Below are 24,533 nucleotides of genomic sequence, written 5' to 3'. Positions count from 1 at the left end.
AAATAAAAGCCATAGACTTATGCCTATGACTTATGCTCTAAAAAATATGAATAAAGGCAATGTGCTGAAACCAGTCGATGGCACGATTGCTCAATATAGGGGTATATTCAATAATCATCCGTGCAAGATGACTCGATTGAATGCGGCCCTGAATGACAGGCGCCGGAATCATCGCTATAAAGAAAAAGACGATGAAGAGTACAAGATAGCTTTCAATAAAACCAAGTAATGTACCCAGACTTTTGTTTAACTGTTTAAGTAACGGCAGCTGTGCAATGTAATCAAAGACGGTCGCCACCATCTGCAGCAGCACTTTACTGGCCATAAACAGAAAGATAAAGCTGATAATGTTATAAAATGCATGTTCTGCATCCTGCCAGTTGATCAGCACTTTAGATGTTTCAGCTACTGAAGGGTAAGGTACAATCAGCTGTAGTTTATCGGCAAGCGGCTGATAAAACAGTCGCGCAATCACTAGTGCGCCGATGGTGCCGATTAAATGCATGGACTGAAGAATAAACCCTCTTCTTAGTCCGATGATAGAACCTAATAATAAAAAGAATAATAATATAATATCAATCATGTTTTTGTCCTTCTGCTTCTAATTGATGTAATAAGCGTTCATAATCTTCTTTCAGCTTGACATAGTCATCCATAATGTTGACCGCTGTCAGAACTGCTTTTCTTGAAGTATCTAGACCTGAGTTGTAGCGTGAAATTTCACGAAGTCGTTCATCGACCAGTCCTGCCACATAGCGGATGTGACTCGGTTCATCTTGTCCGACAATCGTATAATGCTGATCATAGATAGAGACAGTAATTCTATTTTTAAATTCACTCATACGATTTCACTCCACTGTGCGTCATTTAATATATATGTTACCATTTTTTATAAGGAATAGACAATAAAAATACGCTTATAATGAGGGATTTGCTGTGAGTACAGTTGTAAAAATCATGGAAAAAACAGAAATAGAAAATTTACTTAAAAAAATAAGTCATGCCAAAACGGATTTACCTGCTGGCATGATAGCACGAGCTAAAATAAAGGGACATACCCTTTCCGTCTACAAATCAAATAAAGTGATGATACAAGGTAAGGAGGCTGAGTCGCTGGCAGCGGAACTGCTGGGAGCTACAGCGCCTGCTGACAGGAAGAAGTCCATCGCCCTCGCCTATGACCAGTACAGCTGTATCGGTTCAGATGAGGCAGGGTCAGGCGATTACTTCGGTCCGATGACTGTTGTTGCCAGCTACGTCTCAAAAAAGAATGCAGAAATTCTGAAAATACTCGGCGTCATGGATTCAAAAAGTTTAAAGGATCCTAAAATCATTGAATTAGCAGAACAGATTATACCGATTATCCCCCATTCCCTGCTCGTGCTCGATAACCCCAAATATAATCAGCAGAAAATGCGTGGATGGAGCCAGGTTAAAATGAAGGCCGTACTGCATAATCAGGCGATTATCAATGTGCTTGAAAAGATTGAAGACAGACCTGACTATATTGTTATCGATCAGTTTGCGGTCCAGGGGGTATATGAAAATTATGCACTGACTCCTATACCGGAACGCGAAAGAACACGCTTCGAGACAAAAGGTGAATCTAAATCTATCGCCATTGCAGCAAGCTCTATTATCGCCCGCTATGCGTTCATCAAACGGATGGACTGGATCGAGAAAGAGACAGGCCTTGATATTTATAAAGGGGCAGGTGCAAAAGTGGATCTACAGGCTGCAAAAATCATTGAACGCAAATCACTCGATTACCTCGACAGTATCACTAAAAAAGATTTTAAAAATAGAGCAAAAGCACTCAACCTGATTGAAAGGAAGCGATCTTAATGGAACCTGTTTATTTAGGCGCAGGACTTGGCATTATTGCCTATCTGCTGTGGTATATCTCGAAGGAAATAGGGAAGAGAAGAAAGTAAAGTGACTGCGGTCACAATCATTTCAGATGAAAGGATTTTCTCTATGAATCACATCATTATTAAAGGGGCTCGTCAGAACAACCTTAAAAATATCAATATTGAGATTCCCAAAAATAAACTCACAGTTTTTACCGGACGATCTGGTTCAGGTAAATCATCCCTTGTCTTCAGTACGATCGCAGCAGAATCAGAGCGTCTGCTGAATGAAACCTACTCTTCCTATATTCAGTATCAGCTGACACAATACGCAAAACCTGACGTAGATGTGATTCAGAATCTGCCTGTGTCGATGGTCATCAGCCAGAAACGTCTCGGTGGTAACTCACGTTCTACTGTCGGCACCATTTCTGATATCTATTCTGCTGTCCGGCTCCTATGGTCGCGTGTCGGGCAGCCGTTTGTCGCCTACTCCAATGAATTTTCATTCAACAATCCAGCGGGCATGTGCGAGACATGTCAGGGTCTCGGTTATGTTGAAGATATCGATGTGGATGAACTGCTCGATTACGATAAATCTCTGAATGAACACGCTATTAATTTCCCGACATTCGGTCCGGGACACTGGCGAGGTAAACGCTATACGTACTCTGGTTTTTTTGATAATGACAAAAAACTAAAAGATTATACAAAAGAAGAAATGGATATACTGCTGTATACAGAACCGAAGCGTTTGAAGGATGCGCCTGAGAAATGGCCGAGAACGGCGAAATTTGAAGGTGTGATTCCTCGTTTCCGACGTAATTTTCTGATTAATGATGGGTTTGAGAAAAAGCGATGGCTTGATGAGGTCAATCGCGTCGTCACTGAGATGCCATGTCCGACCTGTCAGGGTAAGCGGCTAAGTCAGCGTATTCTCAGTGTCAAGATTAACGGGCTTGATATCGCTGATTTTACGAATATGACTATCCACGAAGCCATTCAGTTTCTAGATGATATTCACGATGACAAGGCAGCCTATATCATCAAGCCATTGCGTGAACAGCTCCAGTCCCTGATTTCAATCGGACTCGGTTATCTGACGCTGGGCCGTGAAACACCCACATTATCAGGCGGTGAATCACAGCGCATCAAGCTAATCCGTCATTTAAACAGCCCGCTGACGGACCTGGTTTATATCATTGATGAACCAAGTGTCGGACTACATCCCGAAGATATTAAGAACATCAATGAGATCATCCAGTCAATTCGTGATAAAGGCAATACAGTACTCGTCGTCGAACATGATCCGGATATCATCAAGACGGCTGATCATATCATTGATATCGGTCCAGGTGCCGGTAAAAATGGAGGCAACGTCACTTTCGAAGGCAGCTATGCCGAACTGCTCGAGTCAGACACTGCAACTGGACATGCTTTAAGACAGCACCATCAGTTGAAAGTGCCCAGAACTGCAGAGGATTTTATCTCACTTCAGCACATCACTAAAAATAATCTGAAGGATGTCTCTGTCGATATTCCGAAGCATGTGATAACAGCAGTGACAGGTGTCGCAGGTTCAGGTAAAAGTACATTGATTAAGACAGGCTTTAAGCATAAAAAGAATGTAATATTCATCGATCAGAAACCGGTTCATGCCTCAAGTCGTTCCAATCTGCTGACTTATACCGGTATTTTTGATGATGTCAGAGTCTTTTTCAGTAAGGAGACGGGCCTAAGAAAAAGTCTGTTCAGCTACAATTCAGATGGCGCCTGCCCTAACTGTAAAGGGAAAGGTGTACTGAAGACTGAACTGGCCTATATGGCAGACTTTACACAAATCTGTGAAGTCTGTAACGGCACGCGCTATAAACCAGAAGTGCTGGAGGCAGCAGTCGACGGCTATTCTATTGCTGACGTGCTGAGAATGACGGTGGATGAAGGTGCGGATTATTTTGAAACCCATGACCTGATTACAAGTACACTGAAATCATTGCAGTCAACAGGCCTTGGCTATATGACACTCGGACAATCACTCGATACATTATCAGGCGGTGAAGTACAGCGCGTGAAACTCAGTAAATTTTTGATCGAACGGGTCACTGGTCAGATTTTTATCTTCGATGAACCGACAACAGGCCTTCATGAAGAAGATATCCACGTCCCCGTCACATTGTTCAATGAGCTCGTAGATGGAGGTAATACCGTCATTTTAATTGAACATAACCTGACGATGATGACAGAAGCAGACTGGATGATTGATATCGGACCTGAAGCAGGACAAAATGGAGGACAGCTTCTTTATAGCGGACATCCGAAAGGACTTCTTGATGTGAAAGAAAGTTATACAGCTCAGCATCTGAAAAATTATACTAATGAAGAATGAAGAAACGGAACGTCAAGCAAACTGTATTTGCTTGACGTTCTGTTTTGATTTTTGTGGAAATGGACGATGAATCGCCAAGGAAACTGCGTTTGCTTGACCATAGAATTTTATGTGTCTCCTTGTATTCCTCCCTCACATGACGCTCAAATCTCTTTTCCACGTCATGTCAGCACGAGTTTTCACATTTACTCCAGTCACGTGACGCTCAAACCCCTTTTCCGCGTCATGTCGGCACGAGTTTTCACTTTTATTCCGATCACATGACGCTCAAATCTCTTTTCCACGTCATGTCACATCGTTATTAACGCACAAAAAAGAGACCTTCTCAGGTCTCTCTTCAATCTAGCCTCTTAATTTTGCACCAGCTGCAGTCAAATTCTCAAGAATTCGGTCGACAACCGGCTGGATATCCTCATCTTTTAATGTTTCTTCAAGATTCAGGAATTCCATACGAATAGCTACCGATTTTTTATCTTCAGCGATATGTTCACCTTCGTAGACATCGAACACCATTGCACGCTGTAAGTATTTCTTATCAGCATTCATAATGATGTCAATCAACTCACCTGTATCACGCGCGCGTTCTACTTCAAGCGCGATATCACGTGAAATACCTGGGAACTTAGGAATCATATGATATTTCACAGCACTTGTTTCCTCTAATAGATGCTGCAAGTTCAGTTCAAAGACATACGTCGCCTTCAAGTCATGAGCTGCTTCAACGAGTGGATGTAACTGTCCGATTACACCGATTACTTTTCCGTTCAGTAATACACGTGCACTTCGGCCAGGATGCAATTCTTCCACTTCAGCACGTTCATAAGTAAATTCAACATTTAATTTAGCTGCTAAGGCTTCAACAATCCCCTTCATGACATAGAAATCAACAGGTTCTACTTTATCTTGCCACTCAGTCGCACTGAACTGACCTGTAATTATTCCGGCAATATTCTCAATTTCAACTGGCTGCTCTGTGCCACGACTATGGAATATATTACCAATTTCATATAATGCAACGTCTTTCATCTGACGCGCATTATTATATTGAACTGCATCAATCAAATGAGGCAATAAACTTTGACGTAAGACAGCATGGTCTGCACTCATTGGCATCATCAGTTTCACTGTATCCTGCGTGTGATCTGTGAACTGCTGTGCTTTTTCTTCAGATACGAGTGCATATGTGATGGCCTGATTCAGACCGAGTCCTTCAAGCAGATGTTTCACTGCGCGACGTTTCGCCTGATAAGCTGTTAGACCGACACGTTTACTTGCGTTCATCATCGGAAGAGTTGACGGCAGTTCATCGTAGCCATATATACGTGCCACTTCTTCGATCAGATCTTCCTTAATCGTGATATCACCGCGTCTTGTCGGTACATGCACATTAAATGAGTCACCATCCACCTGACTATCAAAACCAAGACGTTCAAAAATGGTCTTAATCTCAGTATTTGATAAATCAAAACCAACCAGTCCATTCACTTCATCTGTCGTAATCTGAATCGTCACTTCCAGTTCAGGCAGCTCACCAGCTGATACGATACCAGCAAGCACATTCCCTTCAGCATGTTCCTGTAATAAAAATGCTGCACGGTCAAGCGCCATATTCACGCGTTCAGGTGCTACACCTTTTTCAAAACGACTTGATGCCTCTGAACGAAGACCAGTCTGACGAGAAGTTTTACGAACATTGATTGCATTGAACAACGCAGATTCAATGACAACATTTTTCGTCTCTTCAGTGACTTCAGAGAAATCACCGCCCATGACACCCGCAAGTGCAATCGGTTCATTGCCATTTGTAACGACGATGTCTTCAGTCGTCAGTTCACGTTCCTTGTCATCAAGCGTTGTCATCTTCTCACCTTCAGACGCATAACGCACTACGATTTCACTAGAACCGATTTTATCAGCATCAAACATATGGAGCGGCTGACCGATTTCCATCATGACATAGTTCGATATGTCGACCACATTATTGATCGGACGAATCCCTGCTTTAATCAGACGCATCTGCATCCATGTCGGTGAAGGCTTAACGACTACATCGCGAACGACACGCGCCGCATAATAAGGAGAAGCATCTGTATCCTCGATTCTCACTGCAATCGCATCTGCCGCGTTACCTGATTCTTCTAAATCCGCTTCAGGAAATTCAATCTCTTCTTCATACAATGCGCTGACTTCATAAGCAGAACCCAGCATACTCATCGCATCAGCACGGTTTGGTGTCAGACCGAACTCCATCACACCGTCTGCTAAAAATAATGCTTCAAGTGCATCAGTCCCAGGTGTTAATTCTTCAGGGAAATTAAAGATACCTGTCTCATACTGTGCCGGCACTAAATTTTTAGCAATGCCAAGCTCACCCAGTGAACAGATCATGCCATTAGATTCAACACCACGGAGTTTCGCACGTTTAATTTTTACACCGCCCGGCAGACGTCCACCTGGTTTACAGACGATAACGTACTGACCCGCTTCTACATTCGGTGCACCGCAGACAATCTGTAGGGTCTCTTCACCGACATCAACAGTCGTGACATTGAGTTTATCTGCATCCGGATGTTTTTCTTTTGTCAGTACGTGACCTACGACAAGGTTTTTAATATCCTTTGTGTAATCCGTGATCTCTTCTACTTCAATACCGCTTCTTGTAATTTTCTCAGCCAGTTCTACCACTGGCACATTGACGCGGACAAATTCACTCAGCCATTCTTTACTGACTAACATGTTCACTACCTCCATCTTCTACTGCTTTGAACTGTTCAAGGAAACGCAGATCATCCGTATAGAAATGACGAATATCTTCAATACCGTACTTCAGCATCGCGATACGGTCTGGTCCCATACCAAAGGCAAATCCAGAGTATTTCTCTGAATCAAAGCCTGCCATCTCGAGTACATTCGGATGAACCATGCCTGCACCGAGAATTTCAATCCAGCCCGTTCCTTTACATACATTACAACCTGCACCACCGCATTTAAAACATGAAATATCAACTTCAACAGATGGCTCAGTAAACGGGAAGAAACTTGGACGAAGACGAATTTCACGTTCAGCACCGAACATTTTCTTCGCAAACAGCTCAAGTGTCCCCTTTAAATCACTCATCTTGATGTTCGTGTCTACGACAAGACCTTCAATCTGGGTGAACTGATGACTATGCGTCGCGTCATCGCTATCACGACGATAAACTTTACCGGGACAAATAATTTTAACAGGACCTTGACCTTTACGGCTCTCAAGTGTCCGTGCCTGCACTGGTGACGTATGTGTACGCATTAACAACTCTTCAGTAATATAGAAACTATCCTGCATATCGCGCGCCGGGTGAGACTTCGGTAAGTTCAGCGCCTCGAAGTTATAATAATCCGTCTCCACTTCGTAACCTTCCACAACCTCATAACCAAGACCGATAAATAAATCCTCAAGCTCCTCAACGATTTTCGTCAAAGGGTGCGCACTACCCACATTAAACGAACGACCTGGCAGCGAAATATCAATTGTTTCATTCGCCAGCTTCTCATTGATCGCCTTCTCTTTCAGCTCCGTATCTTTCTCCGTCATCGCCGCTTCAACAGCTTGACGCGCCTCATTTACAAGCTGACCGAACTTCGGCTTCTCCTCATTTGGCAGACTCTTCATCTCTTTCATCAATCCAGTGATAATCCCTTTCTTACCGAGATACTCCACCTTTACCTGCTGCAGACCTTGCGCATCACTTGCTGCACTGACTTTAGACAGCGCTTCTTGCTGCAAAGCACTTAACTTATCTTTAAGCTCCATAATAATCCTCCTCAAAAATAGATAAAAAAATAGCCCATCATCCTCAAAAAAGGGACGAAAGACTTCCGCGGTACCACCCAAATTTATGCCTAAGCATACACTTCATTCATGCGTAACGGGCATATCCGGCTTAACTTCTTATTAAGCAACCAAAAAGATGAAAAGACATACAGCTTAAGATGATCGTTGCACCACAGTCGACCACTCTCTAGACAAAAACAATATGACCCGTCTTTTTATCGGTTATTATTCATTTCCTATTCATTATAGGAGATTGAGGAGTGACAATCAAGTGAGGATAAGGAATTAGGACAGGAAAAAAGAATATAAAATTATATCGCCAAATTTTATATAAGGACGACACAAACCAATAGGCAAAAAACCCCTCACTACTCCCAGATTCTGCTTAATATGACAACATTACTCGATGTCTTAATTCTAAACATTATATTGAAAAGTACAAATTGTAATATTAGATGATTGTATAAAAATTTGTTACTGTATTTCTCTAACTTTTCACGCATTTAAAGAATATAAAATCCGGCCGATGAATCGTGCCCGCGAATATTTCAGGATATCTTTCTCGCAGTTCTGCATCCGCCACCGATTCCTGACATTCAACGAGCGTAAACCCTGCCTTGATAATTCCGTTAATCATACTAGCTACTGTTCGGTGATAGGTGACGATATCATCACCGCCCCAAGGAAACTGCTTCTCCCCTTCAACAAAATACTGATAGAGATTAGCATAAATTTTGTCGTCACTCTTATTACGCGTCCAGCGCGGATATGTCTAGTCATAGGAAGTGACAATCGGATGCGATGTACTAAAGATAAATTCAGAGCCTTCATGCATGATCTGATAAATATCAGCCATGAGTTTATCAAAGTCTTTCACGTAATCAAAGACCAGTGAACTCGTCACAATATCGTATGTATCATTAATCTCACTTATATCTTCCATCGCCAGTCTCTTATATTCAATATTATCTAAACAATACTTCTCTTTAGCGACACTCAGCATCTTGTAGGAAATATCAATGCCGAGCACTGATTTTGCGCCCAGTTCAGCATATTGTTTCGCATGCTGTCCCATGCCGCACCCGATATCAATCACTGATTTTCCCGTTAAGTCCGGCAGCATCTTAAGTAGAATAGGCGTCTCAACCAGATCATTGAAATTCACTTCATTACTTCTGATTTTACTGAACTCTTCAAACAATCCATCTCCATCATAAAAGTTGTGCTTAATCATCTTAATCCCCCTTATAGCTATTTAATTTATGTTCGCTCACGCTTCCCAATACACATCGACAATGTCGTGATATTTCTTTTTGAGATCTGTAAACAAACTTCTATCCTGACTGACAATATCCATCACATCCGTACTCACGTAAAGCAGTGAGGTCTCATCCTTAAATGTAATGTATGCTTGTGGATGGCCATTTTTTATCTTCATGCAATAGTTGATGATTTCATCCCTCTTGATTCTTTCAATCTGAACTATTGCAAATTGCAATTCACGGTCTTCTGATTCAATAAATGTTTCTTTCCAGTTAGTGATGGTAAAAAATTTTCCGATCCCTGTTTTCTCTTTAACAAAATTCAGTTCATAAGAACAGCCTATCAGAACGGTCATCGTGATTTGTGTCTCTCCAAAAATAGTATGAATTAAATCCGTTACTATATTTTTATCTAGCTTGTCCCACGAAAACTTTACTCTCTTTTCAGAATGAACTTGAAAAAATGGAGTCACCCCTTCTGGATTGATGCTGATTTCATTCATAATAGCTGACATATTAATAGCCCCTGTCATTTATAAGTTTTGATGAGTATCCCGAATATATTAGTTGCCCTTATTTTCGCAATCATTATGTTGTCTGGCACAAGGGTGTTCAGACCAATAAAACCTCTGATTTATTAATAATTTTCATTAATTTAATACTTTCATCATTATAAGGTAGTATGAATACTTCGTTAAAGTGGAGAAATCGTTTTCTTTTTTATTTGAGGTTTTAATTCATTTTTACCTATAAATTGATTAATTACATAAATTTTAATATAACAAGTTTCTAAAAAGTTCAAATTTCAATACAAATCATTACAAAATTAAGATTAAAATATAATCAAATGAGTCACTTTCTCCATTATATTAACGATCATCACCCTATTCAGTATGGTTCTTAATTCCTAAGGAGGTTTAATATATGTTAACTCACATTAGTAAAGACGATCTGTTCCATGATTACTACAAACAATGGATTACAATCTACAAGGAAGGTGCTATTAGAAGAGTCACGATGTCGAAATATTTAATGACACACCAGTGGCTGATTAAATTAATTCCTGACTTGCGATTAAATGAGATGACCCGCATCACTTATCAGCAACTTCTGAACGACTATGCGTTAGAACATGAACGCCAGACAACGATGGATTTCCATCATCAGCTTAAAGGTGCTATTCTCGATGCAGTAGATGAAGGCTATATAGAGCGAGATCCTACTCGTAAAGCAATCATCAAAGGAAAGACACCGAGAGTGAAAAAAATAAAATATCTCAACCAGTTTGAACTGCATACACTTCTGACTCAATTGAATTTATCTCCTCAAATCAACTGGCACTGGTTTATCTTACTAGTTGCTAAAACTGGTATGCGTTTCTCTGAAGCACTTGCGCTTACGCCAGCTGACTTCGACTTTGCACATCAGTCTTTGAGTATTAGCAAAACATGGGACTATAAGATGAATGGTGGTTTCCTGCCTACGAAAAACCAGTCTTCTGTTAGAAAAATCCAGCTCGACTGGCAGACCGTCATTCAGTTTTCCGAACTGCTTAGAAACTTGCCTGAAGATCAGCCCATATTTGTCACACCAGGAGATAAAATATATAACTCAACTATTAACAGTCTACTTGCTCGATTATGCGAGAAATCTAACATACCTGTAATTTCAATTCACGGCTTGCGTCATACACATGCCTCTCTTCTCCTTTTCTCAGGTGTTTCACTTGCCAGTGTGGCTCGACGTTTAGGACACTCTAGCATGACCACCACTCAGAAAACCTATATTCATATCATTCATGAGCTTGAAAATCAGGACGTTGATATCATTATGCGTTCGCTTTCTGGCTTAAGTTAGATGATATTAAATAAGAGCCTCAGCGACTGCCAGGGCTCTTATTATCAATAGTATTTAATATTGAGTTCATTCATCCATTCAGCTAACTTGTTTCGCAATGCCATATTATGTTTAAGGGCATTGCCTGCTGACTGATCTATTGCTCTAGCAAAATTTTTGCCAGAAATAATATCATCAATATATGGAACTTCTTTAGGCTTCAACTTGGAATAGCTCTTAACAGATTGGAACAGAATATCAGAATCAACACCCCAAGTCTTCGCAAAGATATTCACTTCTTCTTGGATAATTTGTTCTTTCCATCTTTCAAATGCATAGTCAAAATGAACATCAGATGACAAATTACCTGGAACTAACTCTTCCTTAACGAAAGACTCAAGTAACTGTGCTTGCTGATAATCACCCATATTACTTAGTTCTTGAATCTGTTCATAAGTTATACGAAGCGTCTCCTCGTCGACAGTCTGTACACCGTTTTCTACAGTGATTTTGTCACCGATTAAACTCAGAATATAAGGTGCATCAATAATCTGTGAACCTGCAAGCTTAGTTCTGCCAGTTAAAGGAACAATGTATGGAGGATCATCATCTTGTCCATCAATCGGGAATAAGTTTTTGTAAGCCCCAACATACTTTAACCATGTATGCTCTGTCATACCGAACTGAATATCATCCCATTCATATTCATAGTATTGTTTGACAAGATTTAACTGTATCGCCGCACGTCTATAAGACTGCTTAAAGGCCTCCATATCTTCTTTGTTACGCTTAAGCATTGCCCACTCTGTTGGATCCGTCAAAGTTTCTACCATTTCATCAATTTTGACACGTAACATCGCAACTGCTGTTTCGTACAATTCCACCAAAGCAAGACTACTTGTTCCTCCGCTGCCATATAGCTCAAGAGCTTCATTAACAGTCTCCTGGGTCAGACGAGGATACTGGAAGTTGATGATAGTACCAAATTCTTTAGCATTTCCAAATACACGATTAGTTCTGGAATAAGCCTGAATAAGACCCTGTAACTCGAGTCTACGGTCAACATAGAGCGTATTTAATCTTTTGGAGTCATAACCTGTCAGTAACTGATCTGCTACGATAACAAAATCAATATTTTTAGGATTTCTACCGCTACCACCACGTGTCGCGCGTTCAACGACATCTTCAAAGTATGCCTCTTCACCCTTTTTCTTGTTACCTGCGAAAAATTCTATTCCTGTAAACTCAGCATAATCCTTGAACATGGATTGTATCATATCAATATCATACTGGTCTGGATCATTTTCATTACCGAAACTAAAAGTCATTGCTACATTCGGCTTCTCTTTCCGCTCTGCAATCTGTCTCTTAAACTCATTGTAATAGGCGATGACTCTATTTTTATAGGCAACTGTCAAAATAGCATTGAACTCACCATTCTTAGATTGATTTTGCCAGTTATCAAGAATTCGTGTCACTACGCGTGGAATATGTGTTTCATCTTGATAAATCAAGACTCTATGTTTAACTGCCAGCTTCTCCACTTCTGCTTCAGTTAAACTATAGATCTCACGTTCTAACTGATTTTCATTTTGATCTGGCTTTTCATTAAGAAAGGCTTCTATCAGTTTTTCCCTTAAGTCATCATAGCCTGTGAACTCACCTGTATTGATATAATCAACATGAAAACCGAGTACATTCCCATCCGCTATCGCTTCGTCAATTGTATACTGATGAAGTTTTGGTCCAAATAACTTCTCAGTCGTATTGATGACTTCACTTTTTTCGTTAATCTTGCCTTTAGCGTTATTCTCATCAAATAAAGGCGTACCAGTGAAGCCATAAAATAGTCCATTTTTTCTGAAATATGACTTAATCGTTCCCATCATCTGTCCCATTGTCGTACGATGTGCCTCGTCAATAATGAAGATCAACTTTTTATCAGTCAAACTCTCATCGTGCTGTTCTATCATATCTTTGACAAGCGAATGAAGTTTGAATGTCGTCGTAACTACAATACCGGATTTAGCAGACTTTAGTTGCTTCTTCAGAACATACGTCGCTTTTGTATCATCAACATCCACAGACTCATATGCTGCATAAGCCTTGAAGTTCTCAGATGTACGATTATCAAGTTCCCTTCTATCAACTAAGAAAATGACTTTATCAAAGCCAGCTCGTGTTGATAAAAATAAAGCCGTTTTAAAACTTGTGATTGTTTTACCTGAACCCGTTGTATGCCAGACATAACCACCATGTGGCTGCTTCGTTTCATTATCCCATCCGAAAACAGCACGTTCAACAGCTTGCAAGGCGTATACCTGATAAGGGCGCATCAACATGTGTCTTCTATTCTCTTCATCACGTGCTTCATCAATAACAAGATAATCACCAACCATTTGATGTGCCATCGGAATCATGAGAAAATTTTCAACAATACGTTTCCAGTCGTGCATCGGTTTATTATCTTTATCAGACCAGTGAAACACAAATGCTTTATTGAAATCTTTCAATGACTTGGGTGTTGCAAAGTATCTGGTTTCAATCTCTGAAACAATAACCATCATCTGCGAGAAAGCCATGAAGTTATTAATATATTCACCTTTTTTGTAGTAGCGGATAAACTGACCATACGCTTCATCAAGGGATTTATCAGTACGCTTCTGTTCAATATTAATCAATGGCAGGCCATTAATCAGCAGCACCAGATCAAAACGACTATTCTTATCAGTCTCCACTTCTCTCGCGATACGATAAGAAGAATCTCCACCTCTGACCTCAGCCTTCTTAAAAATCGTCAAAGTCACCTGTTCACGCGTCACAGAAGGATGGCGGTCACGGAAAATACCATCGATTTTACCCTTAGACTCCTCAATTGCCAGCAGTTTGGCAGCTTCATAGCTATTGCTGATCTGATTCACCTTGTGCATCACCTGACTGAACTCATTATCAGTAAGTTCAACACCCTCAAGCTGGTCAGCATTCAGACGATTCAACTCACCACGCCAGTGATCAATCAAATCCTGAACAGTCACCCTCTGCTTATTACCATTTAAAAAATCAGGTGCCTCCCACTTATACTTCTTAAGCTCATTCACAAATCTATCTTGAAATATATTCTCAGCATAATCCTTATCAAAACCCGAAACCATTCCCATTTCTCTCCCCTTTTTAAGTATCTGAGCTCACATAACGTATAAATATACATACCCTTACGCTGATGAAGGGTGATGGTTTGATCAAGATTTTCAAAAAGTGAAACAATTTTAATTTGTTCTTCTTTTCCAGGATACATAATATTCATTTTTGTTATCATTTCTAAACGAACAGAATCGACTGAAGTCTTAGCGGTCATTGACAAAACTCTTTTTTTAAAATTATTAGAGAAATAAAGATAATAGTATTTGGCTGAAATATCAAAATTAAAATCAAACATTCTATATACTCGTTGATGAAGGTTATATTTTCCATTTACATAATGATAAACTTTTCCAGTGCCTACACCATCTCCTACTGTTAAGACAGCTTCTTGATCATAAAGATAACTATCACTCTTCTCAATATTCTCTGAACGGACGTAGAAAGGATATTTTCCGTTAACTGATTTATCTTTTGTATTTCCCTTACCTGTCGAGACTTCACACATGTCTTCAACCTTACGCTGTTCCCAAGCTTACCTCTAAAAAGAATAAATTGTGTAAAATGAATATAAATTAAAGAAAGAAACTTTAAATTTAGTAATTTTTATTAATATATAATTATAAAAATACTCTTATTTACTTCCTTCACTATTTAAGTTCCTAACTATTAAGCCAAGTTCTGATTTTATTAACTCATCTTTACTCACGCTGAATTTAAACAAAAAGTTCTTCGAGATAAGATTTTTTTAAATTTCTCAACTTTTCAATTTTATTATATTGATTATTTATAGTTTTATCTAACCTTAGAAATAATTTTCCTATACATCTTTGCTCCTCAAGTGAAGGGGCAAAAAATTCATATATTCCTAGTTCAGCACGATTAATTTTAGGCATTCCCGATCTTTTAGAAACGCTTACTGAATAATTATAAAAATATTTTGTGTGTAAAATACAGTATAAGAATGATTGATCTAACTTTCTATTACTTCTTAAAACATATGCATCTGCACTAGTCAGACCATCAAAAGTTGCATAAGAATATTTTGCAAGCTGAGGGTTGATTTTTCCATATACTATATCATCTGGCCTAAATCTAAATTTCCCACTAATTAAATTTTCATCTTTCACTAATTTTACATTATTTAATATCCTGCCTGTAAAACTCTCGATATTGCCTGGTCCAACATGAGGTAAGTACTGATATTGAATTTCTTGAGGATTAACCATTTCTGTTGAAATATTAACTGATTCAGACCACCTTATAGATTTCCATTCATCTGTATAGTTAGAGAATCGTCTCTTAGGCTTACGCTCTCCTTCAGCAGGAAACAACTCATTTAAGTAGGCTTCTTTTGTATTCTTTAATTTATTTAATTTACGCTGATGAAGGGTGATGGCGTTATCGAGTTCTTTAAATAACTTCCCAATTTTGATTTGTTCATCATTATTTGGAAATAAGAAATTTAATTTAGAGAATTCTCTCTTATTTACTATTTGCATAGTACCTGAAGCAGCAATATTACTCATCTTTAATGACCAAAACTTTGATTGAGTTAAAAGAAAGTATGAATCATATTTACTGTATGGAGCTAAAGCATTAATTTGTTGATTATATCCACACTCTTTCTCTATCAAAGTATTCTTTCCAATACTTGCAATACAAGTAACCAATATAGATCCGCCAGGAGCTTTTCTCGCTTTTTGTATCCCTTCAACACTTAGCTTTCGTTCTGAAGAAGTGGTTATATTATTCTTTATATCTGTTGGCGTAATCCATAACATACCATCCTCTGAATAATAATCAGCGTATTTTGTAGAGGGGGTATTTCCGGTACTAATACGTCCTATCTTCCCCAACTCACGCTGTTCCCAAGCGGGTGCGTTTTCGAACTCTTTGAACCGTCTTTTTGGTATATTTTCGTTTTTTTCGCTCATTTATTTCACCACTAACTGCGACATCAACTCTTTTAATGATTTTTCTGCCGCTTCTATTTCTTTATCTATCGATTCCAACGTATCTTTATATCTCGTATTCAGCATTTCTAATGTTGCTAGTTCTTTCTGAATAGGTGCTTCAACTAACTTCATCATGTCATGCTGAATGGTACCGAACCATTTTTGTTGTGTAAGATCATCTATTTCTTCATCTGTCAGCTGCTCAATTCTTTCATAAACCGCTTCCGTCAGTTCTTTTTCATCTTCTTTTATCTTTTTATTATTCTTCGTTTTCTCATTCATCAGCTGATCTACTTTTTTCAGCATGTCATATTCTTTACTATCTTTTGCCGTTTCTTTCAGTTCAGCTTTCACTTTCTTCGCGTCAAATGCATCTTGCGGCTCATCTTCATCATTCTTCTTGATTGATTCATAGAGTACATTATATTCATCACTGTCTTCTACTTTTGCTGATTCAACAAGCTCTGATAATTCACTGTCTATTTCACTGACGCGCATTTTCAAGTCTTCGATTGCTGTCTGTTCTTCAGCATATAAATTCTTCACTATCAGTTCATTCGGGATAATCGCGCCGATCCAGCCATCTTGCTCCTGTCTTTTCTTATCGCCTGTTCCTTTAGTGACCATGTTCTTATCACGTAATCGTCCTGTTTCATAGAATCCACTTATTGCAATTAGTTCAGCATCACTCATCAAACTATTCTTCCATATCTCAGCTACCACTTGATAGCCTAAATATTCATCCACATAGTCATAATGAGAGAGTATTTCTTTTACTTCAGTCAACATTGCTTCTTTGAGTTCTACTAAATTAGTTTCTTTATCAATTGTTCTAATAATCGCCATGTATTTGTCTATAAATGTCTGCATATCTGATTTAACTTGCTCAGATTTCACTACAACACGTTCATCTTTCATGACTTTCTCTATCACTTCTGATATAGATTGATTCAACTGCACATAACCTAATCTGATAGGATCAAGTGACTGCTTTAAAATATCACCAACAGTTGAATTTAACATATCAAGATCATTTATATTAGACTGTGGAATACCACCGTATAAATGTCCATCTACATCCTGTGGAATTTCGTTATCAATACTTTCAACATAACGCGGGATGTTTAAGTTATAGTCATTTTCAATCATCTCTTCTCTAGTTGCTAAATGACTATAACCTTCAAGTTCAGTTTTCTCAATATATGTATCGACGATTCGTGCGATATCTTTCTCCTGCAGCACATTCTGTTTACCGATTTTAGTGAAGTGATTAGATGAATCAATGAAGAGTACAGGATTACCTAACTTACGGTTCTTTTTAAGAATCAGTACACATACCGGGATGCCTGTATTCGTGAACATCTGCCCTGGTAAGCCGATGATAGCATCGATATAGTTCTTCTCTATCAGTCGCTTACGAATTTCTCCTTCTGCCGCTCCTCGAAATAAGACACCATGAGGTAAAACGATTGCCATTGTACCATTCTGTCCTAAATGGAAGAGACCATGCATTAAGTATGCGAAATCCCCTTTAGTACTTGGAGGCAGTACACCAAAATCAGCAAAACGAGGATCACTGACTTTGAGTGGCATCTCTTCTCGGTCGTTCCACCGTTTATCTGAATATGGTGGATTCATAACGACCGCATCGAACTGAACACCTTCACTTGGACGTTCCGGATCTTCCGGCCAATCTTGTGCTAATGTGTTACCATTCTTAATATTCATCTTTTCTGGTCGTACGCCGTGGAGAAGTAGGTTCATTCTTGTCAGGTTGTAGGTCTCAGTAATATACTCCTGACCATAGTAATGTAAATCTTTCTGTGCTTGCTCACTCAAGTGTTTCCTTACTGTCAATAATAATGAACCTGATCCAACTGTAGGGTCATATATCGTTGTAACATCAGTTGTCTTCGCGACAATCTGTGCCATAATCTCACTAATCTGACGTGGTGTATAGAACTCTCCTGCTTTTTTTCCTGCATTAGAAGCAAACTGTCCAATCAGATATTCATAGGCATCCCCTAAAATATCCCCTTCCTGGAGATCAACCATGTTGAAGTCAGCAAACAATAATATTAAGTCTTTGACGTTTTTACTCCGTTTATTTAAATCACTACCAAGTGCACTATTGTTTAAGTCAATGATTGAACTTGAGAATAACCCTTTAAAATCATCCATCTCATCCGTTACTGCAATCGTCCGTTCGAAATTATTCAGACTATCGATTACTTTCTGTAACTCAAAATCTCCGCTTCGAATATCATCAAGCCAAGTCTGATAAAGATGTTCTGGAAGCACATAATAGCCCAGAACGTCTTGTATCATTTTTAAAAGTTCCTCGCCATATTCTTCGTATGATTGTTTGAATTGATTAATTAAATCTTCTTTATCTGAAATACCTGCCACTTTTCTGAACGTCTCAAGTGTTTTATCACTTAAAAATTTATAGAACATCAGTCCCAGCATATAATCTTTATATTTACTTGCATCCATAGAGCCCCGTAAATCATTGGCACCATCCCACAATTTGCGTTTAATTTCGTCAGATGTATACATAATAAAATTCTCCTTATCGTTTCATAGTTATCATTAAATTATATCATTTATAGTGCTTAAGGATGCCCATTTAATTACACAAAAAAACAGAACGATTGCTCGTCCTGCTCTATTTTTATGCTTCCGTCTGTTCTACAACTGCATGTTTATCTGAGAAGATACCTTTGTTGAAAGTGCCGAGCATGCGTGAAGTGATGGTTCCACTTAACATGCTGCCGTTGACGTTCAAGGCTGTACGTCCCATATCAATGAGTGGTTCTACTGTAATCAGAACACCTGCCAGTGCAATCGGTAAACCCATGGACGACAATACGATGATAGCGGCGAATGTCGCCCCACCCCCGACACCTGCCACACCGAATGAGCTAATCGCTGTAATAATAGCCAGCTGTAAGATGAACTCAGGTGACAATGGATTGATACCGACTGTCGGTGCAATCATGACCGCAAGCATCGCCGGATAGATACCCGCACAACCATTCTGCCCCATTGTCGCACCGAATGATGCAGACATATTCGCTGTTGCATCATCTACACCTAGCGTATTTTTCTGTGCGGAGATATTCAGCGGAATAGCTCCTGCACTTGAACGTGAAGTGAAGGCAAAGATTAATGTCGGGATGACTTTTTTCAAATAAGTCATTGGGTTTAATCCGAACAGTGCAACCAGGACAAGGTGAATGAGGAACATGGTAATCAGTGCGACATACGATGCCAAGACAAATTTACCAAGTTCCATGATGCCAGCGAAGTTCGTGCTGGCGATCATATTGGCCATCAGCGCAAGGACACCGAATGGCGTCAGACGTAAAATAATTGTAACGAGTCGCATAACAACAGAGAATACAGCGTCGACCATTTTTGTGAACATTTCAGCATGTTCCGGCTGCTTACGACGAACACCAAGTACAGCAATCCCGACTAAGAATGAGAAGATAACGACTGCAATCACTGAAGTCGGACGTTCACCTGTCATGTCCTGAAAAATATTCGTTGGAATAAAGTTGACGATACGCTGTGGCATCGTCTTCTCTTCCATTGTGTCATATTTTTCCTCGATATCAGCACCACGTGTCTGTTGTTCCTGTCCGATATGTATTTGATCAGCATTCAGATCAAAAAGTAATGCTGAACCAATACCGATAAGTGCTGCAATAAGTGTCGTTGTAATTAATGTACCAATAACCCATGAAGCCATTTTGCCGAGTTGATCAGCTGTATTTAAATTGATAATCGAACGGATGATCGACACCATCACAAGTGGGACAACAATCAGCATTAAGAGTTGAACGTAGCCACTGCCGACAATTGAATACCAGTCGAGTGTGCCCATCGTTATATCACTATCAGAGCCATAGAGAACCTGAAGTAAAATACCTAAAATAATACCTAACGTCATACCTGTGAAAACGCGTTTAGAGAAAGAAACATGTTTCTTCTGCATGAAAATTAGTAATCCTATAAGAACACTAAGAATTAAGACGTTAAAAAAAATTAACCAGTTATCCATCTGATTAAAAGCCTCCCAAATTATATTTTGTTTAATAACATCCCTTACTTTACAACTGTTTTACATATAATTCAAGAGCATACTTTGGAATTATTCGTTAAACTTCTAATAAATACTTTTTTACACTTGATATTCTGTTAAAATTCAATTAATAAAGGGGGATGATCTAATGAATTATAAAGTAGTTCCGTTTGAAGATATTTATAAAGAACAACTGATTAGTTTTATATTATCTATTCAGCAGAATGAGTTTAACATTTCAGCAGAATGAGTTTAACATTTCAGCAGAATGAGTTTAACATTGCAATAAGTAGAGCAACTCAATCAGATTTAGAAGATATTAAATCTCATTATATTAATCCAGGTGGTCAATTCTGGATTGCTGTCAATGAGCTTAATGACATAATCGGTTGTGTTGGCCTAGTCCGGTTATCTCATGAAAATTCAGCACTGAAAAAAATGTTTGTAAATAGCGATTATAGAAATCTAAAAATCGGTAAACAACTATTAGATACAGTCATTAAGAAAGCAAAACAAGATGGTATTAAAGCAATTTATTTAGGCACGATTGATAAATTTATAAGCGCTCAATACTTTTATTCAAATAATGGATTTACTGAAATTCTAAAAACTGATTTACCAGACGATTTTCCAGTAATTGATGTTGATAACCGATTTTACTTTCAAAATATTTAACTTCAATGATGAATATAATGAAAAACTGATTCAATTGGAATCAGTTTTTTTAAATATTAAGTTTTTATCCACTCCAACCAACTTCTTCAAAAACTGTTACTATAATATTGAATAATATACCTTTACTATTTGAGTGGAGTGAATTTAATGAAAAATAATATTTTGATTGTTGAAGATGATATCGATATTGCTCACCTACTATCACTCATCCTCACAAAAATGAACCTCAAAGTCTCTATTGCCTATGACGGTGCAGAAGCAAAATCACTGATTGTTGAAAATAGCTATGATCTCATCCTGCTGGACTTAATGCTTCCTAAGATCGATGGTGAAACATTGCTCCAGTATATTCGTGAGCGTACTGAATCTAAAGTCATTATCATCAGTGCTAAAACGGATATCCACCATAAAGTGGATTTACTTAAGATGGGTGCAGATGACTATATTACCAAACCGTTCTATCAGGAAGAAGTCGCTGCTAGAGTTGTTGTTCAGCTTCGAAGTATCGTTCAGTCCCCTACTCATGAATACATACATAGAGAACTTATACTGGATATTGATAAAAGGATCATTAAGCTTCAAGGTCAGACGCTCAGCCTGACGAATACCGAGTTTGATATTTTAGCTATTCTTATCCAACATCCCGAGACACCGTTATCCAAAAAGAAAATTTATGAAACTATCGGTCATGGGACCTATCTCGGTGATGACAATACAGTCAGTGTCCATATTTCAAACTTAAGAAAAAAGATAGCTGACATTACTGAAGAACCTTATATTAAAACCATCTGGGGTATCGGTTTTATGCTGATTTAAAATCTTTATGATTTCTTTATGATTCGCTTAAAGGATTTTAGAATTTTATTTCTTAAAATAAAGATATAAATCATAAAGGAGGTATATAGATGGAAACAGTGATTGATGTCAGGAATCTAACGAAGTCTTATCAGGATTTTGTCGCTCTTCACCCTTTAGACTTTTCTCTAAAAAGAGGAGAAATCTGTGCTGTTATTGGTAAAAATGGTGCAGGTAAGTCAACATTCTTTAAAATTTTATCTGGCCAGATTGAACAAACAGGTGGTGAGATGACCTTTTTTTCCAATCATACAGAAGTATCTCTCAACCGCAGCAGAAAACGTATGGGTTTTATGATTGAGGAACCAACTTTCTTTAGCAATATGAATGCCTATGAAAACTTGAACTACTTCCGTATTCAACGCGGTATCAGTGAAAAAGAACGCATCAATGATGTACTTCGCATTGTTGGACTATCTAAAAACCCTAAAAAGAAATTCCGAGAATATTCTATGGGGATGAGACAAAGGCTCGGTCTCGCACTGACTCTAATGAGCAGTCCGGATTGTTTAGTACTCGATGAGCCGACGAATGGTCTTGATGCACAAGGGATATCCGATATCCGTAACCTCTTACTTAAATTAAATAAAGAACAGGATATAACTATTCTGATTTCCAGCCATATCTTATCTGAACTTCAGTTAGTCGCAACAAGCTTTCTATTTATTGATAAAGGTAAAGTCGTCGAACAGATCAGTCGTCAGCAATTGAATGAGAAAAGTAAAAAGTATGCAAAAATCATAGTCGCTGATGCTGCAAAAGCTGCACAAGTATTAGAGATGAATTTTGATAAGATTGACTATCGCGTGATGCCAGACAATGAATTAAGAATTATGAGTCATATTGATCATATAGGTGAAATCAACAAAGTATTGCTGTCACATGATATTAATGTTAACGAGATTAAAGTCGAGTCACTTAATCTGGAAGAATATTTCTTAGGATTAGGAGATGGTTTATAATGTTGAATTTTATTAAAAGTGAGAATTATAAACTGCTTAAATCTAAAGGTCTCTATATCACATATGCAATCTGTATCGCCCTAGTAATCGCTGCAGCGTTTATCTTGAATTTCTCTGCACATAGAGGAGGTTATTTTCCGTATTACCGTACTGACTTTTATCTCAGTAATGTTCTAGGTATGGGCGTATTGCTCATCATTATCGGTTCCATCATCAATTCATTGCTGACAAACAATGAAAGTCAGAAATTGCTAAAACAAACTGTCTCATTCGGTATATCCAGAACGAATATATATTTCGGCAAACTCTTCATTACATTCTTATACTTTCTGCTCCTCTGCTTAATCGGCACAGTTGTGATGATCTTAATGTCATACTGGTTACTGCCCAGAAATGATGCAGCTGTCACTGATTTCTTATTAGCACTCATTAATCTTGCACCGCTTCTAATCGGTGGCTTTGCACTAGCTCATGCACTGAATATTTCAGGGATCAAAGATTATTTGGCAGGATTGTTACTCGTCGCTATATTTTTAATGTCCTCCAGTTTATTTTATGTACTTTATAAGTTACATGATGCATTTAAATTCTTATATGACTATAGTCCAAAAGTTTTGATGGATAGAATTTTAAGTGAATATATGGATGATCACGTTATACTTAGTGCTGATTACTGGATTACAGGTTTAATCCTAACCATAGTTAGTATTGCTATCAGCTATTATTATTTCCGCAAAAAAAATCTTTAGAATAGAGGTGATTTCATGATAACTGTCTTATTGATTCTGCTAGGACTCCTATGTGTTTATTTAGTGACTCAGAATCTCTCTTATCGATATGATTTATTATCGATGAAAAAACAGTTATCTGAAATTAACGAGGTGGAACTGACGAATGAAACTATTCGGACTTCAACTCACCTAAAACCTACAGCTAAAATTAGTACTGAAATCAACAAACTTATAACAAAGCAACAGGCTGAGAGACAGTACTATAAAAAACAGGTTCATCTGCAAAAAGAAGAATGGGCTAATATCTCCCACGACTTAAGAACGCCTCTTACATCACTAAAAGGTTATATGGAACTACTGAAAACAGATAATTTAACAGCAGAAGAAAAGCAGCAGTATATCACTGTAATCGACAAAAAAATTGAGAATCTGATCGGTAGCATCAATTTATTTTATGATATTTCACTGATTGAATCACAGAGTCTGACTATCAATCAGAACTATCATGATATCACCGAACTCATGACTGATGTCTGCCTTTCCCATTATCATGAACTTCAGTTAAAATCACTTGATCTCACTCTTGAAGAAACAATGCCTATCAATCTTCTGATAGATAAACAGATGACGACTAGAGTCATGAATAATATCCTGCAGAATGCTATCCGTTTCGCTGAGAAAGAAATTAACATCCATTATGACTGTACGACTGATTCAGTAAATGTCACCATTTCTAATGATATTTCTACTCATAACGTCATTGATACTGAACGCTTATTTGAACGCTCCTATATGATGGATAATAGCCGTCAAGGTAATCATAATGGACTTGGGCTTTATATCGTCAGAGAACTCATGACTCAGCAAGGCGGACAAGTTGAAGTGACACTCGATGATCAACTGTTCAGTATCACCTGTTATTTCAAAAGGTAAAAATGCCACCCTAAAATATTACAGGGTGGCATTTTTTAATATT

General features: G+C 38.4%; 19 protein-coding genes and 1 pseudogene. 8 read left to right on the top strand and 12 right to left on the bottom strand.

From position 1 onward, the window contains the following. Positions 1–37 precede the first annotated feature (37 nt). Entirely contained in the window at positions 38–583 is a 546-nt protein-coding gene (locus ERX37_RS01390; protein ID WP_133428858.1) for a CvpA family protein, read from the bottom strand. Beyond that, positions 576–842 carry a cell division protein ZapA gene (zapA, locus tag ERX37_RS01385; protein ID WP_133428857.1) on the bottom strand — a complete coding sequence of 89 codons (267 nt, stop codon included), beginning with the start codon at positions 840–842 and terminating at the stop codon, positions 576–578. Before zapA ends, ERX37_RS01390 begins: the two co-directional genes overlap by 8 nt. Before the next feature lie 94 nt (positions 843–936). On the opposite strand from zapA, the gene rnhC reads away from it, so the two are divergent. Together rnhC and ERX37_RS01375 are read left to right on the top strand one after the other, a co-directional pair. Continuing rightward, on the top strand, positions 937–1,845 hold the full coding sequence (rnhC, locus tag ERX37_RS01380; protein WP_133428856.1) for a ribonuclease HIII: 909 nt from the start codon (positions 937–939) through the stop codon (positions 1,843–1,845). 132 nt (positions 1,846–1,977) lie between these two features. After that, positions 1,978–4,236 (top strand): ATP-binding cassette domain-containing protein, encoded by a 2,259-nt coding sequence (locus tag ERX37_RS01375; RefSeq protein WP_133428855.1) that lies wholly within the window; start codon positions 1,978–1,980, stop codon positions 4,234–4,236. A 342-nt stretch (positions 4,237–4,578) separates the two neighbouring features. Here the strand turns inward: ERX37_RS01375 and pheT are convergent, their stop codons facing one another. From pheT to ERX37_RS01355, 5 genes are all read right to left on the bottom strand, one after another. Next, a complete protein-coding gene (pheT, locus tag ERX37_RS01370) occupies positions 4,579–6,972 on the bottom strand; it encodes a phenylalanine--tRNA ligase subunit beta (RefSeq protein WP_133428854.1) in 2,394 nt (797 codons plus the stop codon). Beyond that, positions 6,959–8,029 (bottom strand): phenylalanine--tRNA ligase subunit alpha, encoded by a 1,071-nt coding sequence (gene pheS / locus ERX37_RS01365; protein WP_133428853.1) that lies wholly within the window; start codon positions 8,027–8,029, stop codon positions 6,959–6,961. The genes pheT and pheS overlap by 14 nt, the downstream gene beginning before the upstream one ends. Before the next feature lie 508 nt (positions 8,030–8,537). Beyond that, entirely contained in the window at positions 8,538–8,687 is a 150-nt protein-coding gene (locus ERX37_RS11385; RefSeq protein ID WP_165981935.1) for a hypothetical protein, read from the bottom strand. Positions 8,688–8,822: 135 nt separating this feature from the next. After that, on the bottom strand, positions 8,823–9,284 hold the full coding sequence (locus ERX37_RS01360; RefSeq protein ID WP_133428852.1) for a class I SAM-dependent methyltransferase: 462 nt from the start codon (positions 9,282–9,284) through the stop codon (positions 8,823–8,825). A gap of 36 nt (positions 9,285–9,320) precedes the next feature. Then, positions 9,321–9,827: a hypothetical protein gene (locus ERX37_RS01355; RefSeq protein ID WP_133428851.1), complete on the bottom strand. Its 507-nt coding sequence runs from the start codon at positions 9,825–9,827 to the stop codon at positions 9,321–9,323. A 409-nt stretch (positions 9,828–10,236) separates the two neighbouring features. On the opposite strand from ERX37_RS01355, the gene ERX37_RS01350 reads away from it, so the two are divergent. Then, positions 10,237–11,169, top strand: coding sequence for a site-specific integrase (locus ERX37_RS01350; RefSeq protein ID WP_133428850.1), 933 nt, complete (start codon positions 10,237–10,239; stop codon positions 11,167–11,169). Between the two features lie 44 nt (positions 11,170–11,213). Here ERX37_RS01350 and ERX37_RS01345 read toward each other — a convergent pair whose 3' ends face one another. The 5 genes and pseudogenes from ERX37_RS01345 to ERX37_RS01325 form a co-directional block, all read right to left on the bottom strand. Then, on the bottom strand, positions 11,214–14,306 hold the full coding sequence (locus ERX37_RS01345) for a type I restriction endonuclease subunit R, EcoR124 family (protein ID WP_229713140.1): 3,093 nt from the start codon (positions 14,304–14,306) through the stop codon (positions 11,214–11,216). Beyond that, a pseudogene (locus tag ERX37_RS01340) lies at positions 14,243–14,806 on the bottom strand (restriction endonuclease subunit S); the annotation flags it as partial. The gene ERX37_RS01345 and the pseudogene ERX37_RS01340, both read right to left, overlap by 64 nt. Positions 14,807–15,002: 196 nt before the next feature. Continuing rightward, the gene (locus ERX37_RS01335; protein WP_133428848.1) at positions 15,003–16,223 is read right to left on the bottom strand and encodes a restriction endonuclease subunit S; all 1,221 of its coding nucleotides are present in this window, start codon (positions 16,221–16,223) and stop codon (positions 15,003–15,005) included. After that, positions 16,224–18,803: a type I restriction-modification system subunit M gene (locus ERX37_RS01330; RefSeq protein WP_133428847.1), complete on the bottom strand. Its 2,580-nt coding sequence runs from the start codon at positions 18,801–18,803 to the stop codon at positions 16,224–16,226. It lies immediately after the preceding gene. 115 nt (positions 18,804–18,918) lie between these two features. Next, on the bottom strand, positions 18,919–20,313 hold the full coding sequence (locus ERX37_RS01325) for an L-cystine transporter (RefSeq protein WP_133428846.1): 1,395 nt from the start codon (positions 20,311–20,313) through the stop codon (positions 18,919–18,921). Between the two features lie 267 nt (positions 20,314–20,580). Here ERX37_RS01325 and ERX37_RS01320 point away from each other — a divergent pair, with 267 nt between their 5' ends. From ERX37_RS01320 to ERX37_RS01300, 5 genes are all read left to right on the top strand, one after another. Further along, a complete protein-coding gene (locus tag ERX37_RS01320) occupies positions 20,581–21,009 on the top strand; it encodes a GNAT family N-acetyltransferase (protein ID WP_229713139.1) in 429 nt (142 codons plus the stop codon). Between the two features lie 147 nt (positions 21,010–21,156). Beyond that, the gene (locus ERX37_RS01315) at positions 21,157–21,825 is read left to right on the top strand and encodes a response regulator transcription factor (protein ID WP_133428845.1); all 669 of its coding nucleotides are present in this window, start codon (positions 21,157–21,159) and stop codon (positions 21,823–21,825) included. 89 nt (positions 21,826–21,914) lie between these two features. Then, positions 21,915–22,826 carry an ABC transporter ATP-binding protein gene (locus ERX37_RS01310; protein ID WP_133428844.1) on the top strand — a complete coding sequence of 304 codons (912 nt, stop codon included), beginning with the start codon at positions 21,915–21,917 and terminating at the stop codon, positions 22,824–22,826. Beyond that, on the top strand, positions 22,826–23,575 hold the full coding sequence (locus tag ERX37_RS01305; protein ID WP_133428843.1) for an ABC transporter permease: 750 nt from the start codon (positions 22,826–22,828) through the stop codon (positions 23,573–23,575). The genes ERX37_RS01310 and ERX37_RS01305 overlap by 1 nt, the downstream gene beginning before the upstream one ends. 15 nt (positions 23,576–23,590) lie before the next feature. Next, a complete protein-coding gene (locus ERX37_RS01300) occupies positions 23,591–24,490 on the top strand; it encodes a sensor histidine kinase (protein ID WP_133428842.1) in 900 nt (299 codons plus the stop codon). Positions 24,491–24,533: the final 43 nt, after the last annotated feature.

The sequence above is a fragment of the Macrococcus hajekii genome (genome assembly GCF_004359505.1).
GTDB lineage: Bacteria > Bacillota > Bacilli > Staphylococcales > Staphylococcaceae > Macrococcus > Macrococcus hajekii.
The sequence above is the reverse complement of the archived record's forward strand: the minus strand, read 5'-3'. Positions and strand labels throughout refer to the sequence as shown.